We start from the raw sequence: 18,124 nt of genomic DNA, 5'->3' as shown, positions 1-18,124 counted from the left end.
ATATTTAATGTGAAAGTAATAAATTTCAATGAGTTACTTTAAATTATATCTTAAACCAAAAAATAACCGGATCCCTTGGTTTGGACCATATACGTAAGAAGGATCAAAAGTAAGTGCATATGGATTGTTTGATGTTGGTATTACGGCTCCGTTTTCAACCTCAATAGTTCTAGTAGAATTGGGTACGGGATAGGTTTGTGTAGAGCCCGTTTCGTTGTACTCTACATTTTGGTCAAAAGGATCGTCAGCTCTTGCAATTATAAAAGGGTTTCCTTTGTTAGGCGTCCAGTTTAATAGGTTTTTTACACCTCCATAAATTTCTAAATTATTCAATCCGTCATAGGTAATTTGTATGTTTTGTATGCTCCAAGTAGGAGAATATTCGCTTCTCGGATCTAATTCTCCTAATAAAGGTAATCGCATTGGTCCATAGAGATTTCCTGTGTAATCAAAGGTAAGGTTTGTGCCGTAATGTTTATAGCTAAACGACCACACGCCAGAGAAGTTTTCTGTTAAAATTTGTTCTGTTCGTATTCCGTTTTCGGTTTGTGAGACATCTTGGTACGTTGCTCCAATAGATGCTTTAATTCCACTACCTAAAACGGCATCAATATTAAAACTAAGTCCTTTTGATGTGGAATAACCCTCTAAATTATCATATATAATTTGATTTGGATTGGTATCATAATCTGGTAATATGGCATTGGTAAAGTAAGTGTACCAAGCTGAGGTATCTAATGTGAAATACATGCCGTTTTTGAGATACAATTTTTTAAGATAATTAAGAGTTACATTGTAAGATTCTTCAGGCTCTAAGGTTTCTTCAATTATTACATCTCTAGAACCTGTTAAAGCAGCATGATCTTCAGTAAATAGATTAACAACTCTAAAACCAGTACCTGCATTTAATCTTATAATATCATTATCAGTAGGTTTATATCTATAGGCTAGTCTTGGTGTAAAAATATTGCCATGTCTGCTATCGTAATCATAGCGCATGCCTAATAACAAACTTTGTTTTTTGTTGAATTTAATTTCATCTTGTACAAATAGCGAAGGCATAGTAACTTCGTCAGCTTTAATCGTTGCTGTTGTATTATCGTTATAATAATTATAGCGGAGTGCTGAGCCAAATAGTAAATCGTGATTATTGATCTTTTTATCCCAAACTAATTGTCCAAATCCAATGCGCTGTTGTGCTAAATATGGTGTATTACCATAAACTGAATTTTGGTCGTGGTCTGAGTAGGAGAATTGAAAGTTTACTATCTCTTTTATTGGTAACTGATAATTACCAAGAAGCTCAAAACGTGAGGTATAAATACTTTCTCCATAAACTTGATCTCCACCTCTAAATCCTTTGTTCCATTGTAATTCTCCACCCCAACGATCTTCATAAAAGTAACGGCCAGCTAAAGAGAACTTTCTATTTTTAGTGCGTTTAAAATCCCATTTTTGAAAAATAGAAATACGATCTTGTAGCGTTAGATCTGTAAAATTATCATTGTTATTATCAATAGGGTTGTCGTATTTAAAATAATTTGTTCCGACCAATACATTTGCTTTTTCCCCTACTTTAGCTTTAAAACCAAGGTCTAAATTTAATTCTCCCCAATCTGAAACAAAGCCATCGGCAAAGAAACGTGAAGCATTTTCAGGTAATTTAGTTATAACGTTAATTAGGCCACCAACAGCTTCACTTCCGTATAAAGAAGATGCAGGACCTTTAACCACTTCAATTTGTTCAATAAGTGAATTTGGTATTCCAGATAAACCGTATACTGTAGATAAGCCGCTTACAATTGGCATTCCATCTATTAAAACCAAGGTATAAGGCCCTTCTAAACCATTGATATGAATATCTCCAGTGTTGCACACATTACAATTAAGTTGCGGACGTACACCATTGACGTTCTGTAGGGCTTCAAAAATATTAGGAGTTGGGTTTTTCTTTAGGAATGTAGTAGAATACACTTCTACAGGTACAGGACTTTCTAATCTAGAGACTGCCTTTAAAGTCCCTGTAATAATTACTTCGTCTAGAGAATCGTCTTCATTAAGAGTAAAATTAATAGTAACGTCTTTATCTGTTATTTCAATTGTTTTTTTTTGAATAGCGTAACCTGTAAAAGATGCGGCTACAGAATAAGTGCCAGGTTCTAGATTAGAAATTGTAAACGCACCATCCTCATTACTTGTAGCACCTTTACTTGTGTTTTCAATATAAATGTTTGCATAAGCTAAAGGATAGCCATTAGCTCTTACTGTTCCATTAAGGTTAAAGGTGTCTTGAGCAGATAGTATTGAGCAAAATAGAAAAATGTATACGTTAATTAGTTTCACTGTATAATATTTTTACGCAAATTTAAAATAATTTTTAGACTAGTCTAAAAATATATTGAGAAATATATCTTTTCTATATTTGCATAACACTAGAAATTTATGATAACACTAACGGAAGAGAATTATATTAAAGAGATTTACCATTTAGGAAGTAATGGTAGTACATCTGTAAATACAAACGCAATTGCAGTAGCTATGAATACTAAAGCGTCTTCTGTTACTGACATGGTAAAAAAACTATCCGAAAAAAAATATGCAGATTATAAGAAATACCAAGGTGTTACATTAACTGATTTAGGAAGACACGTTGCTGTTAATATTATTAGAAAACATCGGCTTTGGGAAGTATTTCTAGTAGAAAAGCTGAATTTTTCTTGGGATGAAGTCCATGAAGTAGCAGAACATCTAGAACATATTAAATCTGAAAAATTGATTAATCAATTAGATGCTTTTTTAGAATTCCCTAAGCATGATCCGCATGGAGATCCTATTCCAGATAAAGAAGGGAAGTTTCAACATATAGAAAAGATAATTTTAGCACAAGCAGAAGTGGGTTCTAAATATAAATGTGTTGGTGTAGATGATAGTTCTTCTAGTTTTCTAAAATATTTAGACAGTAACAAAATTGCATTGGGTACCAATATTACCATATTGCATAAAGAACCCTATGACAATTCTTTAAAAATAGAGATAGAAGATTGTGAAATTGTGGTTTCTCAAAATGTTGCTAAGAATCTTTACCTAAAGAAAATTTAGTCTAAAACTACTTTTGATATTATTGTAAAAGCTAAAATTCTCTTAAAATAGGGAAGGTTAAACGTTAATCTACCAATTACGCTCTAGTTTTGGAGTGAATTCAATTTATAAATTTTTTTTTTATGTCAACCATCCTTAAGTCTAGTCTAGTCTGTTTTTTGTTATTAGTAATTTCTACGAGCTGTAAAGAAGAAAATAAAGCTACACCAGAATTAGAAACACCTGTTATTGAATCTGTAGCGGAAAAGAAGTTATCGGCTACAGAAACTATAGAGGAAGCTTACAAAAAAGACAACTTTTTGTCTCATGATGCCATTGAAGTAGATATGGTTATCAGTTTTGGAGGCAATGTGCGTTTAGATGCTAAAATGACCTATCTAACGAATTCTACCAAAGGTAAAATAGAATTAAAAGACGGTTCTTCTATATATTATGATGGTGCAAAAGTATTTCATTCAGCAGATCTTAAAAATGCAAAAGCAGCACGTTTTGATGCCTATACATGGATGTACTTTTTATTATTTCCTAATAAATTAAATGACCAAGGTACTATTTGGTCTGACGTAGAATCTGCAGAGCTTAATAATAAAACTTATAATTCTCAACGCTTAACCTTTGAAGCCAATATAGGTGATGCACCAGATGATTGGTACATTGTTTATAGTGATCCAAAAACTAACTTAATTGATTATGTGGCCTACATAGTGACAGTTAATAAGTCTACAGAAGCAGCAGAGGCAGATCCGCATGCTATTGGTTATTCTAATTTTAAAATGATCGATGACATACCAGTTGCTCATAATTGGGAATTTTACGAATGGTCTAGCACAAATGGTTTAGGCAAAGTTATTGGTGATGCAACGATTAGAAGTGCAAAATTTGTAAAAACGGCACCTAATGCTTTTGATATACCAAAGGGTTTTATTGAGAAATAATCTTTACTTTCTGTAAGTTCAATTACTCTTACTATTAATCCACGCTTTAAGAACAAAAACGAGTATAATTTCTACGCCTAAATAGAAGATGCCATGTACAATTGTAAGATTAAATAAACTTACAAATGCAAGTGCTGAAATGCCAAGTAAGACACAAACAATTATTCCGCTCGAAAGATCTTTTAAGAATGTTGGTCGATTTGATTTGAAATCAAAATAGTAAGCAATAAGTATCAGTAGAATTGACAAACTTTAAGTGTTAGATTTCATCTGTTGAACTATTTTAATGGCAACCACAACCATCATCTCCACCACAAGATTTAGAAGGTTTCGCCTTAGGAGTCCAGACAAACTTGCGTATTAAAAACATTAGAGCAATTGCTAATGCGGTAAAGACTAATATGTTTTGAATAATTATGTTCATATTTATTTTAATACTTGAAAAGCAATCAATGCTACAAGATAAGCAAAACCACTCATAATTACTAACTGATAAACTGGCCATTTCCAGGAGTTTGTCTCTCGTTTTACAATAGCCAACGTACTCATGCATTGCATAGCAAATGCGTAAAATAATAATAGCGAAATACCAGAAGCAAAATTAAATAAAGGTCCTCCTAGAATAGGATTTACTTCACCAGCCATTCTATTCTTTATTGTTTCTTCCTCATCACTACCAACACTATAAATGGTTGCTAGAGTACCAACAAACACTTCGCGTGCGGCAAAAGAACTCACAATGGCAATACCGATTTTCCAATCATAACCTAAAGGTCTAATAACAGGTTCTATAGCATGGCCTGCTATACCAATAAACGAGTGTTCTAGTTTATGAGATGCGATTTTTTGTTCTAATTCTTCTTCGTTTAAATTTTCTGAAGCATAATGTTCAGTTACGATAGCTTCTGCATTATTAAAATTGTCTCCAGGACCATAAGATGCTAAAAACCATAAAACAATAGAGATGGCTAATATAATTTTACCAGCACCAAAGACGAAAGCTTTTGTTTTTTCTAAAACCGTAAGCGCAACATTTTTTAAAAGTGGCAACTTGTAATTAGGCATTTCTACAACGAAAAACGTTTTGTTTTTCATTTTTAAAACTTTATTTAAAATCCAAGCAGAGCCTACAGCAGTTCCAAAACCAATAAGGTATAACAGCATTAAAGTTAATGCTTGGTAGCTTATCACACCTAAAAATCGGCCTTCAGGAATAACTAAAGCAATAATTATTAAATACACAGGTAATCTTGCAGCACAAGTAGTAAATGGCGTTACTAAAATGGTAATTAAGCGTTCTTTCCAGCTTTCAATGTTTCGTGTTGCCATAATTGCAGGAATTGCACATGCAGTACCAGAAATTAAGGGCACAACACTTTTACCACTCAGTCCAAAACGACGCATTATTCTATCCATTAAGAATACAACACGGCTCATATAACCACTTTCTTCCAATATTGAAATGAAAAGAAATAGGAAGGCAATCTGTGGAATAAAAATAACCACACCACCAAGTCCAGAAATTATACCTTCTGCCAACAAATTGGTAAATGCTCCTTCTGGCAATGTGTTTTTCGTCCACTCACTTAATGAGGCAAAAGCTCCATCAATAAAATCCATTGGAATACTAGACCAGTCGTAAATCGCTTGAAAAATTAGTAATAGGATAGCAGCAAAAATTACATATCCCCAAACTTTATGCGTTAAGATTCTGTCTAATTTTATACGTAAATCCTTTGCAGATTTAAGGTCAATAGTTTGTCCTTTCTTTAAAGTTTCGTTTATAAACTGATAACGCTTTATAGTTTCTTTTTGCTGAAGTCGTTTTAAATCTGTTTTAGATTTAGTTTTAAAATCTTCAACTTTATCAAAAGTAGCTCTATCCGTTTTTCCAAAATTGACATCTTGTGTAATAACTAACCATAATTTGTATAATAGTTGGTTAGGGAATGCTTTTCTTAAGTTGTTAAAATATGTTTCGTCTATAACAGAAGCGTCTAAACAAGGTTCAGTTGTTAGCTCTTTGTAATTTGTTACCAGTTCTTTTAAGTACTCTATTCCCTTATTTTTTCTTGTACTTATAAGAGCAATTTTAGTTTTTAATTGGTCTTGTAAATAAGGAATGTCTACAGATATACCTTTGTACTCCATTCTGTCCGCCATATTAATGACTAAGATTGTCGGAATCTCTAAATCTTTAATTTGCGTAAATAAAAGTAAGTTTCGTTTTAAATTTTCAACATCACTGACCACAACAGCTACGTCTGGATAATCCTTATCATTCTTATTAAGAAGTAATTCTATAACCACATTTTCATCAAGTGAAGATGCGTTAAGACTATAAGTTCCTGGCAAATCAATGATATGAGCTTTTAAACCTCTAGGTAATTTGCAGATACCTTCTTTCTTTTCAACGGTAATACCAGGATAATTTCCAACCTTCTGATTCAAACCGGTTAAGGCATTAAAAACAGAGGTTTTGCCGGTGTTTGGGTTTCCTATTAATGCAACGTTAATCTGCTTACTCATCTATCGTTTCAATTGTGATGTGAATAGCAGTTTCTTTTCTGATTGCTAAATGCGTGCCATTGATGTTGAGATACATTGGGTCCGCAAATGGTGCAACTTGTACTAGTTTAACTGAATTACCAGGTAAGCAACCCATTTCGAGAAGTTTTAATGGAATATGAATTGAAGACACATCTGTAATGATGCCTTGTTGTCCTCGTTTTAATTCTGCTAATGTCAACCTTTGCTTATTTAGAATAGTTTTAAAGAAGCAAAAGTAAGCGAAATTTATTAGTGTATAAAACGAGATTATAAATATTTAACAGCTTTATAGTATTTTATGATTTGTCAAAGTCCTTTAGGGTTTCAATATCGTCTAAAAGGCGTTCTATATCTTCAGGATTTGTGCCATCGTAAATACCTCTAATTTGGCGCTTTTTATCAATGAGCATAAAGTTTTCAGTATGAATCATATCGTACTTATCGCCATTACCATCTGTTTTTACAGCTAAATAACTTTTTCTTGCTAATTCATAAATATGTTTTTTGTCGCCTGTTACTAAATTCCATTTACGGTCAATAACACCTTTTGATTTGGCATATTTTTTTAATTGGGCAACACTATCTATTTGAGGCGTTACAGTATGCGACAGTAACATCACATCATCATCGTTTATAATTTCTTTTTGTATTAAATACATGTGATCTGTCATAATTGGGCAAATAGTTTGGCAGGTTGTAAAAAAGAAATCTGCAACATATATTTTACCTTTATAATCATTTTGTGTGACCGTTTTACCGTTTTGATTGGTTAAACTAAAATCAGCAATTTTATGATATTTTAGTTGGTGTTGAATAGTGCTATCTACTAATTCTGCATTAACCTTACCTGGTTGATAAATTGGCAGTGGTTGCTTTACATTTAAAACATTGTATATAATAGCAATGATAATTATACAAAGTATAGAAAAGAAGATTCCGAAGTTTTTGTAGCCTTTAAAAAAAGAAAGAAACGACATTTTGCAAGGATTATAGAAAGTTGAGCTGCAAAAATACGACCCAATCTCAATAAAAGCTTTATTTTTAACATTAAAAAGTGTGTATTATGAAACGATTTTTAGGGTGCTTATTCCTAATGTTTGCATTGCAAATTAATGCTCAAGATTATCATGAGACGTTAAATGCAATTCGATCTTCTGAAGCTAATTTGGCATTAAGTCAAATGCTGAATAGCCAAAATGCAAATACTGGGAATTACGACGTAAAATATCATAGATTAGAGCTTAATGTAGATCCTTCAGTTTCTCAGATTGATGGAGAAGTCACTACTTATTTTGAAGCCAAAGAAGCCATTACAACAATAACATTTGATTTGGCTGATAACATGATAGTGTCTCAAGTTGTGCAACGTGGTAATAGTTTAAACTTTGAGCAAAATGCCAATGATGAATTAATAATTACATTGCCTGCTACGCAAGCTTTGGGTGTTTTAGACTCTTTATCGGTAAGTTATTCAGGTAATCCTATAAGTTCAGGTTTTGGGTCTTTTGAGCAAACTACACATAATGGAGATCCTATAATGTGGACCCTTTCAGAACCTTATGGAGCAAAAGGTTGGTGGCCTTGTAAACAAGATTTAATAGATAAAATAGATTCTGTAGATATATATGTAACAACGCCAGAATTTAATGCTAGCAATGAAAGTTATGTCGTGGCTTCAAACGGATTAGAAATTAGCCAAGAAACGCAGAATTCCGAAAAAACCACTCGTTTTAAGCATAAGCATCTCATTCCCGCTTATTTAATTGCATTTGCTGTTACCAACTATGAAGTGTATTTACACCAAGTTCCTAACAACGGAAATCCTTTTGAAATTATAAATTACGTCTACCCAGAAAGTTTGGTGAGTGCACAGGCAAGTACCGAAATTACTGTAGATATAATGGATATTTTCACAAATTTGTTTGAAGAATACCCTTTTGCGGACGAAAAATATGGTCATGCACAATTTGGCTGGGGAGGAGGTATGGAACATACCACTATTTCCTTTATGGGCTCATTTAGTAGAGGTTTAATTGCACATGAATTAGCACATCAATGGTTTGGAAATAAAATTACCTGTGGTAGTTGGAAGGATATTTGGTTAAATGAAGGTTTTGCTACGTATTTGGCTGCGTTGGTGATTGAAGATTTAGATGGCGAAGCTAGTTTTACTAACTGGAGGCAACAAACCGTTAATAGTATTACATCGCAACCAGGAGGCGCAGTTTATCTCACAGATCAAGATACCACTTTAGTAGGTAGGATTTTTAATAGTCGTTTAAGTTATAGTAAAGGTGCTATGGTTTTGCATATGCTAAGGCGTCAGTTAGGAGATGCCAATTTTTATCAAGGCTTACAAGATTATTTAGCCGAACCAGATTTGGCTTTCGATTATGCTAAAACACAAGATTTTATTGATGTTATGGAATTATCTACTGGTGAAACATTAGATGAGTTTTTTGATGATTGGCTATACAACCAAGGTTATCCAAGTTATAGTGTCGATTGGGATCAAGACGGAAATCAACTCAATCTTATTGTGTCACAAACGCAAAGCCATGCATCAGTTTCGTTTTTTGAAGCAGGTTTACCTATAAGGGTTTTGGGTACATTGGGTGAAACTTTAGATATTGTATTAGATCATACGGTTAACAATCAACAGTTTTTAGAAACAGTAAATTTTACCATTCAAGATGTGTTGGTAGATCCAGATGCACATCTTATTTCAAAAAACAATACGTCTACTTTAAGTACGTTAGACTATGCTATTAATAATGATATTTCGGTTTATCCAAGTCCAACATCATCAGTAGTAAATTTTTTAAAACCAGAGTCTGTTGATGTAAAACGTATTAAAATATATAATAGTTTAGGGCAATTAATACTTGAAGATAGTTGGAAGTCACAATTAGATTTAAATGCTTTAGCCTCTGGTTTATTGTTTATTCAGTTTCAAACGGAAGATCAGATAATTAACAAACGTATTATTAAAAATTAGAGTTGAAACTCTAAAAATTTATGTCAATTAAATAGGCTTTTCTTTTGATATAAATACCTTACTTTTGCGAATCGCATTTTGAAAAAAATTACATGGAATTTATAATAAAAATATCTCAATTCTTACTTAGTTTGTCTTTGCTTATTGTTTTGCACGAGCTTGGGCACTTTATACCTGCTAAACTTTTTAAAACTAAAGTTGAAAAATTTTACCTCTTTTTTGATGTTAAATTTTCACTTTTCAAAAAGAAAATAGGAGATACCGTTTATGGCATTGGTTGGTTACCACTTGGTGGTTATGTGAAAATCGCCGGAATGATAGACGAAAGTATGGATAAGGAGCAAATGGCATTGCCTCCACAACCATGGGAATTTCGTTCTAAACCAGCTTGGCAGCGACTCATTATAATGTTAGGTGGTGTTACCGTTAATTTTATTTTGGCATATGTTATTTATGTAGCAATGTCTTTTGTTTATGGCGATGCAGATGTAAAAGTAGATAGCTTAAAAGATGGTTATTGGATAGATAATCCTGCGTTATTAGATATAGGTTTTAAAACAGGCGATAAAGTTTTAGTTATAAATGATACACCAATTATAAACGACTCTGATATTGGTTATAATTTAATAAGTGCAGAAACAATTACAATTAATAGAGCAGGCGAGGAGAAAGTAATTACATTGCCAGAAGACTTTTTAGGTCAATACTCATCTAGTAAAAGCAAACTTAATTTTGAGTTTAGAATGCCTTTTATGGTAGATAAGGTAGCAGATACCTCATTAAATGTAAATAAAGGATTAGTACAAGGTGATATTATAAAAAGTATTAACGGAAAAGAGTTAACCTACTTTGATCAAGTTGAAGAATTCACTAAAAATTTAAGTAACCAAACCGTAATGGTTGAAGTTCTAAAGAAAGATAATTCTGTAGTTAATAAAGAATTAATGTTAGATGCAGAAGGTAAATTTGGAATTAGACCAGGTTATAACGCTTCAAGATTTGACGAATTAGGCTATTTTGAAGTATTTAGAAAGGAATACACTTTTGGAGAAAGTTTTGGTGCTGGTGGACGTAAGTTTACTAAAACTATAACAAACTACTTTGATCAATTAAAAGCGATATTTAATCCTAAAACTGGTGCTTATAAAGGCTTGGGAGGATTTAAAGCCATATACGATCAGTTTTCTCCGGTATGGAGTTGGTCTTATTTTTGGGGATTAACAGCTTTTTTATCAGTAATGTTAGCGATACTTAATTTACTGCCTATACCAGCATTAGATGGTGGACATGTGATGTTTTTACTATACGAAATGATTTCAGGTAAAAAACCAAGTGAGAAGTTTTTAGAGCGTGCACAAATGGTTGGATTCTTTATTTTAATCGCTTTAGTATTGTTTGCGAACGGAAATGATATCTTCAAAGCGATAACAGATTAAATTTTTTTCATTTTAACATGAAAAAAATATTATTTCATTTGGTAGGAATCAAAAAAATGATTTATATTTGCGCTCGCTAACGCGAAAAATAACCTTCCTCTTTAGCTCAGTTGGTTAGAGCATCTGACTGTTAATCAGAGGGTCCTTAGTTCGAGCCTAAGAAGAGGAGCATACAAAGCCATTACGAAAGTAATGGCTTTTTTGTTTATTTACACTTTGCTAATTATTTTCTAATCATATATTATTCACTTAAAAATTTTTAAAATTTCACATGATTTATAACTTTTATTTAGACTCGTTTGAATCGCTCTATTAGATTTCAGAATAAATTATTGCGTCAAAAGAAGAGATTAGAAAAAGCTTATTAAAAAGTAAAGAGCAAAAAAATCCCATCAAGAAAAGATGGGAATTTTATAATTATATTTAAGGCAGATTAAATTACGCCTTATATTTTTTCTTTAATTGCTTTAGCATTTCTGAAGTCATGGTTTTAAGATCAAAATCGTGCGACCAATTCCAGTCTTTACGAGCGACACTATCATCTATTGACGATGGCCAACTATCTGCAATAGCTTGTCTAAAATCTGGTTTGTAACTCATTTTAAATTCAGGCATTTCTGCTTTAATACTATCTGCAATTTCTTTTGGCGTAAAACTTATTGCAGACAGGTTGTATGACGATCTTATAGTTAAATTTTCTGAAGGAGCAGCCATAATTTCTGTTGTTGCTTTAATGGCATCATCCATAAACATCATCGGCAAATTTGTGTCTGCAGCTAAAAAGCTTTCGTATTTACCTTCTTTTATTGCTTCGTGATAAATTTCAACGGCATAGTCGGTAGTTCCACCTCCAGGCATGGCCTTATGGCTAATGATGCCAGGATAGCGAATGCTTCTAACATCTACGCCATATTTATTATAGTAATATTCGCACCAACGCTCACCGACTTGCTTTGTAATTCCATAAACCGTTGTAGGTTCGCTGATGGTATGTTGTGGTGTGTTTTCGGTTGGTGTAGTTGGCCCAAAAACAGCAATGCTACTAGGCCAGAACACTTTTTTAATATGTCCACCTTTAGCTAAATTAAGAACATGAAAAAGTGAATTCATGTTTAAATCCCATGCTTCCATAGGATATTTTTCACCTGTTGCACTTAATAGTGCAGCCATTAGATAAACTGTATCTACATTATTATTGATGCAGCAATCTTTAATGGCATTGAAGTTTTTAGCATCTAAGATTACAAATGGTCCTGCATTTACTAAATCTAATTTTCTAGTGTTGATATCACTTGCTATAACATTATCCACACCATGGATTTGTCTTAATTTAATGGTAAGTTCTGTACCAATTTGCCCACAGGCACCAATGATTAATATTTTTGAAGACATTTGCTCTTAATTATTTTATTCGCAAAAATAATAAGAAAATATACGATGCAATATTAAATTTTTCAGAAAATAGCGTGTTTCATTGTGAAGTTTTCAATCTTAAAACAGGAGTGTTAATACTAAATAATAGAATATTTAGTTTAAGTATCTTTACAATCTTAAATTACATGCATTTATGAAGATTTCATTTGTCGTTTTTATTCTCTTTGGTGTTATGATGCTTAGTTGTGGTAATGACAAAACAGCAACTACGGAAGAAGAGGTTATTGAGAACAGTAACCAAGAAAAAAAAATTACAGCTAAAACTATTGAAAGTATATCCTATAAAGATTATGCCCTAAGTCCTGAAGCTGAAGAAGAGCTTGTTCCTTGGGCAGATTATCATGAATTGGCGAAGCAGATAGAATTTTTAAAGAAAGGCGATTTTTCTTTTTTTAATAATGATGTTGCAGCTTTACAGGAGTTTATTAAAGGTTTTAAGGCAAGTATGCCAAATACGTTTAGAACCAACCCAATACAATCTAGAAATGTAATTATTGAAACTGCACTCTTAAAACTAAATGAATATTTAACATTAGATAATATTTCTAGAAGGGATAAATTACAAGGTATTAAGGACGTTTTTGTAGCATTTTCTAACCTTAACTATCAAGTTAATAAAAAGTTAGAACGCGATATGTATAATGATATACAACCAGAATGATTAAATAAAAAAAGCAGCTCATTGAGCTGCTTTTTTTATTTAAAAAACCGATGTTTTTAATTTTTTTGCTCTGCAGCTGCACGTTGCGCTTTTTGAGCTTCTAAAGCTTCTCTACTAATTCTTGCCATATTAAAATTAGGGTCTATGGCTAATGCTTCATTAAATAACTGTAATGCGATATCTACATTTGCAGTTTTATTTTCATTAAACTTTAATAAGCCTTTTAAGTACAAAAGAGCAGCTTTCATTGATGTTTCGTAAGGTTGTTTTGTCTCGTAGAAAGCGCGTTTGTCCTCGTCCTTTACGTTTGCTAATGCATAATCAATATTTAATTTTGCACCAACCAAATCATTTACTTGCATTTTCATATCTGCCATTTCATAAGCCAAATAAACGTTTGGGTTACGGACAAATAATATTTCAAAATGTTCTAATGCCATTTTTGGCTGATTAAGATTTTTTAATGCTAAGGCTTTTACTTCAACATTGATATCAGAATCTGTTTCGTTTTTTTCAACACCAATAGTATTTAAAGCTTGCAGATATTGCCCTTCAGAAAGGTAGATGTACGCAATAGTATCTCTACGAGCTACCGAAGGCTCTAAAACTTCGAGATGTGTCATGGCATTTATTATGCCTTGTACATCACCTTGTTTTTTCATTTGTTTATAATATGCTTCGTAGTGATCTTTTAATTCTGTATTAGTCTGTGCAAATAAGCTTACAGAAAATAGCATAAGAAATGCAATAGTAATCGTCTTCATTTGTATTTAATTAGTTTATTAATGGCTAAATCTATAAAAATTTCTAAGAAATGGTCTTAAAAATCTATTAATTTCTAAGGTTCTACCTTAAAAGTATAATCCAAAAGTTGTACCAATTTTGAGCTGTCTATAATTTTTCCTTTACTTTTTGCTGAAGTGTTATAATTTGGTAACGGTAAATTATGCTGTTTACAATAAGTTTTATAATACTGCTCTTTATTAGTATGTTTAGGATATGCAGCGTTTATTATATTGTTCCAAGATTTGATTTCAATAATTTTATGAATTATTGCAATGCAGTCCGTTTTATGAATTAAATTAATTGGAGCTTCTGGGTTAGAAACATTTTCTCTACCAGATAACATTTTTGAAGGATGTCTTTGCGCATCAAACAAGCCACCAAATCTTAATATTGTAGTATTAAAATTAGGGTTGTTGATAAACATATTTTCTATTTCTATAAGTTGTTGTCCACTATTTGACTTGGCGTTTGGCTTAGTGTTTTCGGTTATAGTTTTAAAATTTTCTTCATTTTGAAAAACAGAGGTAGAACTAATATAGAGTACGTTTTTAAGAGTGCTTTCTTCAATGGCATGTATTAAATGTTTTAATTCTGCGACGTGATTCTTGTCTGGATCTCGTCTTAATCCTGGTGGAATGTTAACAATTATGGTTTCGCTTCCGGATAAAAACTGCGCATAATCTCCTGATATCCCGTTTTCATTTAAGGTTAATAAAAAGGGCTCTATTTCAAATTGATTAAGCGTTTTTAATTTTTCAACTGAGGTTGTAGAACCATGAATTTTAAACCCGTCAGTAATTAAGGCTTTCGCTAAAGGTAAGCCTAGCCAACCACAGCCAATAACGCTAATTTGTGCTTTCAATATATATTTAAATTGATGGAGTTAATAGTATAGAATTATATTTTCAAAGGTACGAAATAATAGTACTGTTATAGTTGAATTTGGTTAACCAATTAATTTTCAGTAACTTTAGTATTCACTCTAAAAACAATTGTTATGCCAGTAAAAAGTTTTCAAGGTTCTCGTAAGCAACAAAATGCTTCGCAAACAATAGCCCTAAAAGTAAGAGATTACATGACAACAAACCTCATAACATTTAGACCAGAACAGTCTGTGCAAGAAGTTGTAGAGGCACTTATAAAAAACAAAATTTCTGGTGGACCAGTCGTTAATAGTAACCAACAGTTGGTAGGTATTATCTCTGAGGGTGATTGCCTAAAACAATTAAGTGAAAGTAGATACTATAACATGCCATTAGAGCATGATAATGTAGAAAAACGTATGGCTACTAATGTAGAAACTATAGACGCAAATCTTGATGTTTTTGATGCAGCTAATAAGTTTTTACAATCGAAAAGACGACGTTTTCCTATTGTGGAGAATGGAAAATTAATTGGTCAAATTAGCCAAAAAGATATTTTAAAGGCAGCGCTACAATTAAAAGGAGAAAACTGGAATAGCGCTACTAAAGGTTAAAGTCTTCTGTCTTTTTTTAGAGCTTCTGGCATATCTGTTAGAAGAAACTTTTGTTTTTCATTCCCAAATATTTGAAGGATTTTAGAATAAGAATAACCTTCAATTGGTTGATTTAAGCTTTTCCATTTTGCAATGCCTTTTATTGCAATTACTTCGTCTAATTCTATGACTCCTTCTTTATACCTTAATGTTTTATTGAGGCCTAAAAGATTGGTGCTTTTTTTGTTTAAGCTTTTAAGGTAATTTGTTTGAAGCGGTGAAGCATCATTTAAAAATCCACTTTTTAAAATATGATCTTTTACGAGGTATACGCGAGAATATTTATTGGCTTGCGTTGCATTTATAAGAGCGAGTTCATTACCAGATTCTATAAAGAAATCTTGCATTTTTTTGTCCTCAGCATATTTGCTCCAGCCATTTTTTACTTTTTGCTCTATGATAACATGATAGTATACGCACTTCTTACCACTTAAAGGAGCAACTAATGGCTCATGCACATATTTTGCTTTACCAATTATTTTTGCATACTCATTTTCTCTAATCCTATTGATAGGTTTTACAGGTGTTTTTAATAAGGCTCTTAGAATGTTCTTTTTTGTGCTGAAAAAATAACTTACAATTAAGACTGTTATTATCCCAACCGCAAACAATACAGGTATTAGAAACTCAAAATTTTGAGAAATTATTTTAATCATTTAATCATCGCGTTTTACTAATGCATAATATTCACCTTCGAGAGGTAAGTAACCTTGGTCATATACAAAATAATAAACAGTACCAGCCTTTGTAGTATAAATACTAGTGAAGTAATTAAAATCAAAACCTTTTTCAATCAATTTAGCTCTTGAGCATTTCATTTTTTTGTTTGGGTTAAGAGCTTCAAGTATTCTGTAGTTTTTTCGTAATCTGTTATTGGTATTTCTTACGAGGTTTTTAGAATCTTTATTAAGACGGTTATTTTGCGCATTTCTACAGCCATCACTACAGTATTTTTTATCGATTCTGCCAATAATAACATCACCACATTCTGGACACTTTTTGCGCATAATTTTAAATTTGTATCAACAATATACTAATTATAATTTTTGAATGGTAATGATTTTTAGTTCATTAGATGGTACTAAGCGAAAGTTTTATTTCGCTATCGTAAACCCAACAGGTGCTTTAAGTTTACCAGAATCGTACATGTTAATATAAATAGAAACGGTGTCTTTTGCGTTTTCCCATGTTACTCTGTAATTATCTAACATGGCATAACCCATCAATCCATTTTTACTTTCTACTGGGCAACAGCTACCTGCTCTAAAGTATGAAATTGCTTCACCATTAGGACCAGTTAGAGCATTGAGATAACGTCGTTCATTTCTAGGACCTTCCTTTTCTTTAGAGCCACCAACTTCGACTGCATTTTCTGGTGTTAGACCATATGTTTTATCTGTAGAAATTTCTGTTATTAAAAACGTATTACTATCCTTTAAAATTTGGGCAACATTTTTATTTTCAGCATTCACTTTATTTGATGGAACTTCTTTTTTAGAACCACATGATATTAGTAATACGGTTAGGGCAAATAAGATAGCATATTTCTTCATTCTATTAGGTTTGGTTTAGTGCTTCTAATTTAATGAATTAAATTGATAAAATATATAAAGTAACTATGTTGCTTAAATTAATAGCTGCCATAATTTCTGTCTAAATAATCGATCATGTTTTTATAAAATGTAATAATAGGAACCAATGTCTTTTCTTTGTTATTAAAGCCTAAATAGAACTGCGTATTGAGTATATAATTCTCATTTTTTTGGTAGCCTTTTATAATAGGCTCAAAAGCTTCTTTCTCTGCTAGCTCTGTTAACTGGGTTGCTTTTAAATTTTCTAAAATTGTTCTTTCTAGCAGTCTGTTAGAAGATTTAATAGACCATCTTTTAGCTTTAAAGCTAAGTAATCTCGAAAAATGACTTCTTGTAGTTAATTCAATATTAGGAATGATTGTTTTGGGTATTAATGTGGTTTCTATTACAGCCATATTATGATTACCAAATTCATATTTAATTTGAATGGTATGCTGATGGTAAGGAATCTTTATTTTATAAATATCTATTTCTAATGTAGAATTTTCTATACCAGTAACTCTTCTCGTTTTAAGATGATAATTAGTTTGGTACTCATCTGCTAGTTTTTGAAACGCTTCTTTAATCATCCTTGCACTGAATTAATGGCCTTTTCTAATTTATCGAGTTCGGTTTTAATAAGTGGTTGTAATTTAAATTCTTTTGTATGTTTAATATAGTTTACGGCAGATGCATAATTTTTTCGTTCAAACTCTACGTTGGCCAAGTTGAGTAATACAATAGAGGTGTCATTTTTAGTTCTTAGTCCAATACGGTTGGCTTCTATAAGATTTGTATATGCATTGTCCCAGTCTTCTTTTTCAGAATCTATAATACCTTTACTAAAATAATAATAGCTCTTTTGCCCTTTGCTTAATCGATCAGGATTTTTAATCATTGAAATCAAAGCTTCAGCTTTTTTAAAGTTTTGTTTTTTTAACTGTTGAAAGGCAGCGTAAACGGTTCCTGATTTATAATAACCATAAACAAATAAAGCACTAGCAATTAACATCATTACCATATTAGAATACATGGCTTCAGTGTAAAAAAAAATGGCTGTTATTATTCCTATAATAACAAATATGAGTCTTAACGTTGGTGTAAACATTGAAACTTTGTGATATTAATAATTTAATAT

General features: G+C 31.9%; 19 protein-coding genes and 1 tRNA gene. 7 read left to right on the top strand and 13 right to left on the bottom strand.

All coding sequences use genetic code 11. The features are described from left to right. Positions 1 to 33: 33 nt before the first annotated feature. A complete protein-coding gene (locus ACJBCC_RS09695; RefSeq protein ID WP_299097977.1) occupies positions 34 to 2,343 on the bottom strand; it encodes a TonB-dependent receptor in 2,310 nt (769 codons plus the stop codon). Between the two features lie 99 nt (positions 2,344 to 2,442). On the opposite strand from ACJBCC_RS09695, the gene ACJBCC_RS09690 reads away from it, so the two are divergent. Both ACJBCC_RS09690 and ACJBCC_RS09685 read left to right on the top strand, forming a co-directional pair. Further along, on the top strand, positions 2,443 to 3,099 hold the full coding sequence (locus ACJBCC_RS09690; RefSeq protein WP_299097975.1) for a metal-dependent transcriptional regulator: 657 nt from the start codon (positions 2,443 to 2,445) through the stop codon (positions 3,097 to 3,099). Between the two features lie 122 nt (positions 3,100 to 3,221). Further along, positions 3,222 to 4,034 carry a DUF6503 family protein gene (locus ACJBCC_RS09685; RefSeq protein WP_407557084.1) on the top strand — a complete coding sequence of 271 codons (813 nt, stop codon included), beginning with the start codon at positions 3,222 to 3,224 and terminating at the stop codon, positions 4,032 to 4,034. Between the two features lie 283 nt (positions 4,035 to 4,317). Here the strand turns inward: ACJBCC_RS09685 and ACJBCC_RS09680 are convergent, their stop codons facing one another. From ACJBCC_RS09680 to ACJBCC_RS09665, 4 genes are all read right to left on the bottom strand, one after another. Further along, entirely contained in the window at positions 4,318 to 4,458 is a 141-nt protein-coding gene (locus ACJBCC_RS09680) for a FeoB-associated Cys-rich membrane protein (protein ID WP_299097970.1), read from the bottom strand. Between the two features lie 2 nt (positions 4,459 to 4,460). Further along, positions 4,461 to 6,563 (bottom strand): ferrous iron transport protein B, encoded by a 2,103-nt coding sequence (gene feoB / locus ACJBCC_RS09675; protein ID WP_407557083.1) that lies wholly within the window; start codon positions 6,561 to 6,563, stop codon positions 4,461 to 4,463. Next, positions 6,556 to 6,783, bottom strand: coding sequence for a FeoA family protein (locus tag ACJBCC_RS09670; RefSeq protein WP_299097966.1), 228 nt, complete (start codon positions 6,781 to 6,783; stop codon positions 6,556 to 6,558). The genes feoB and ACJBCC_RS09670 overlap by 8 nt, the downstream gene beginning before the upstream one ends. Positions 6,784 to 6,880: 97 nt before the next feature. Continuing rightward, complete coding sequence (locus ACJBCC_RS09665; protein ID WP_407557081.1) at positions 6,881 to 7,561, bottom strand: SCO family protein; 681 nt, start codon at positions 7,559 to 7,561, stop codon at positions 6,881 to 6,883. A gap of 86 nt (positions 7,562 to 7,647) precedes the next feature. On the opposite strand from ACJBCC_RS09665, the gene ACJBCC_RS09660 reads away from it, so the two are divergent. The 3 genes from ACJBCC_RS09660 to ACJBCC_RS09650 all read left to right on the top strand — a co-directional run bounded on the left by ACJBCC_RS09660 (position 7,648) and on the right by ACJBCC_RS09650 (position 11,187). Beyond that, positions 7,648 to 9,582, top strand: a complete 1,935-nt coding sequence (locus ACJBCC_RS09660; protein ID WP_407557080.1) for a M1 family aminopeptidase — start codon at positions 7,648 to 7,650, stop codon at positions 9,580 to 9,582. 92 nt (positions 9,583 to 9,674) lie between these two features. Further along, positions 9,675 to 11,018 (top strand): RIP metalloprotease RseP, encoded by a 1,344-nt coding sequence (gene rseP / locus ACJBCC_RS09655; RefSeq protein ID WP_299097960.1) that lies wholly within the window; start codon positions 9,675 to 9,677, stop codon positions 11,016 to 11,018. Between the two features lie 95 nt (positions 11,019 to 11,113). Next, positions 11,114 to 11,187, top strand: a tRNA-Asn gene (locus tag ACJBCC_RS09650). Between the two features lie 269 nt (positions 11,188 to 11,456). Here the strand turns inward: ACJBCC_RS09650 and ACJBCC_RS09645 are convergent. After that, a complete protein-coding gene (locus ACJBCC_RS09645; RefSeq protein ID WP_407557079.1) occupies positions 11,457 to 12,410 on the bottom strand; it encodes an NAD-dependent epimerase/dehydratase family protein in 954 nt (317 codons plus the stop codon). Between the two features lie 175 nt (positions 12,411 to 12,585). Between ACJBCC_RS09645 and ACJBCC_RS09640 the strand changes: the two genes are divergently transcribed. Further along, positions 12,586 to 13,113 carry a hypothetical protein gene (locus tag ACJBCC_RS09640; protein WP_407557077.1) on the top strand — a complete coding sequence of 176 codons (528 nt, stop codon included), beginning with the start codon at positions 12,586 to 12,588 and terminating at the stop codon, positions 13,111 to 13,113. A gap of 56 nt (positions 13,114 to 13,169) precedes the next feature. Here the strand turns inward: ACJBCC_RS09640 and ACJBCC_RS09635 are convergent, their stop codons facing one another. Then, complete coding sequence (locus tag ACJBCC_RS09635; RefSeq protein ID WP_407557076.1) at positions 13,170 to 13,877, bottom strand: hypothetical protein; 708 nt, start codon at positions 13,875 to 13,877, stop codon at positions 13,170 to 13,172. Between the two features lie 74 nt (positions 13,878 to 13,951). Then, positions 13,952 to 14,761, bottom strand: a complete 810-nt coding sequence (locus ACJBCC_RS09630; RefSeq protein WP_407557075.1) for a hypothetical protein — start codon at positions 14,759 to 14,761, stop codon at positions 13,952 to 13,954. Positions 14,762 to 14,896: 135 nt separating this feature from the next. On the opposite strand from ACJBCC_RS09630, the gene ACJBCC_RS09625 reads away from it, so the two are divergent. After that, positions 14,897 to 15,376: a CBS domain-containing protein gene (locus ACJBCC_RS09625; protein WP_299097920.1), complete on the top strand. Its 480-nt coding sequence runs from the start codon at positions 14,897 to 14,899 to the stop codon at positions 15,374 to 15,376. Here the strand turns inward: ACJBCC_RS09625 and ACJBCC_RS09620 are convergent. From ACJBCC_RS09620 to ACJBCC_RS09600, 5 genes are all read right to left on the bottom strand, one after another. Next, positions 15,373 to 16,071, bottom strand: coding sequence for a hypothetical protein (locus tag ACJBCC_RS09620; RefSeq protein ID WP_407557074.1), 699 nt, complete (start codon positions 16,069 to 16,071; stop codon positions 15,373 to 15,375). The two genes, ACJBCC_RS09625 and ACJBCC_RS09620, sit on opposite strands and share 4 nt — an antisense overlap. Next, positions 16,072 to 16,422, bottom strand: a complete 351-nt coding sequence (locus ACJBCC_RS09615) for a hypothetical protein (RefSeq protein WP_178991074.1) — start codon at positions 16,420 to 16,422, stop codon at positions 16,072 to 16,074. 87 nt (positions 16,423 to 16,509) lie between these two features. Further along, positions 16,510 to 16,968 carry a 2-dehydro-3-deoxyphosphooctonate aldolase gene (locus ACJBCC_RS09610; RefSeq protein WP_407557073.1) on the bottom strand — a complete coding sequence of 153 codons (459 nt, stop codon included), beginning with the start codon at positions 16,966 to 16,968 and terminating at the stop codon, positions 16,510 to 16,512. A gap of 77 nt (positions 16,969 to 17,045) precedes the next feature. Continuing rightward, positions 17,046 to 17,576, bottom strand: coding sequence for a hypothetical protein (locus ACJBCC_RS09605; protein WP_407557072.1), 531 nt, complete (start codon positions 17,574 to 17,576; stop codon positions 17,046 to 17,048). Further along, complete coding sequence (locus tag ACJBCC_RS09600) at positions 17,573 to 18,094, bottom strand: hypothetical protein (protein WP_407557071.1); 522 nt, start codon at positions 18,092 to 18,094, stop codon at positions 17,573 to 17,575. Before ACJBCC_RS09600 ends, ACJBCC_RS09605 begins: the two co-directional genes overlap by 4 nt. Positions 18,095 to 18,124 lie beyond the last annotated feature (30 nt).

It is taken from the genome of Winogradskyella sp. 4-2091 (assembly GCF_045765065.1).
Lineage (GTDB): Bacteria > Bacteroidota > Bacteroidia > Flavobacteriales > Flavobacteriaceae > Winogradskyella.
The sequence above is the reverse complement of the archived record's forward strand: the minus strand, read 5'-3'. Positions and strand labels throughout refer to the sequence as shown.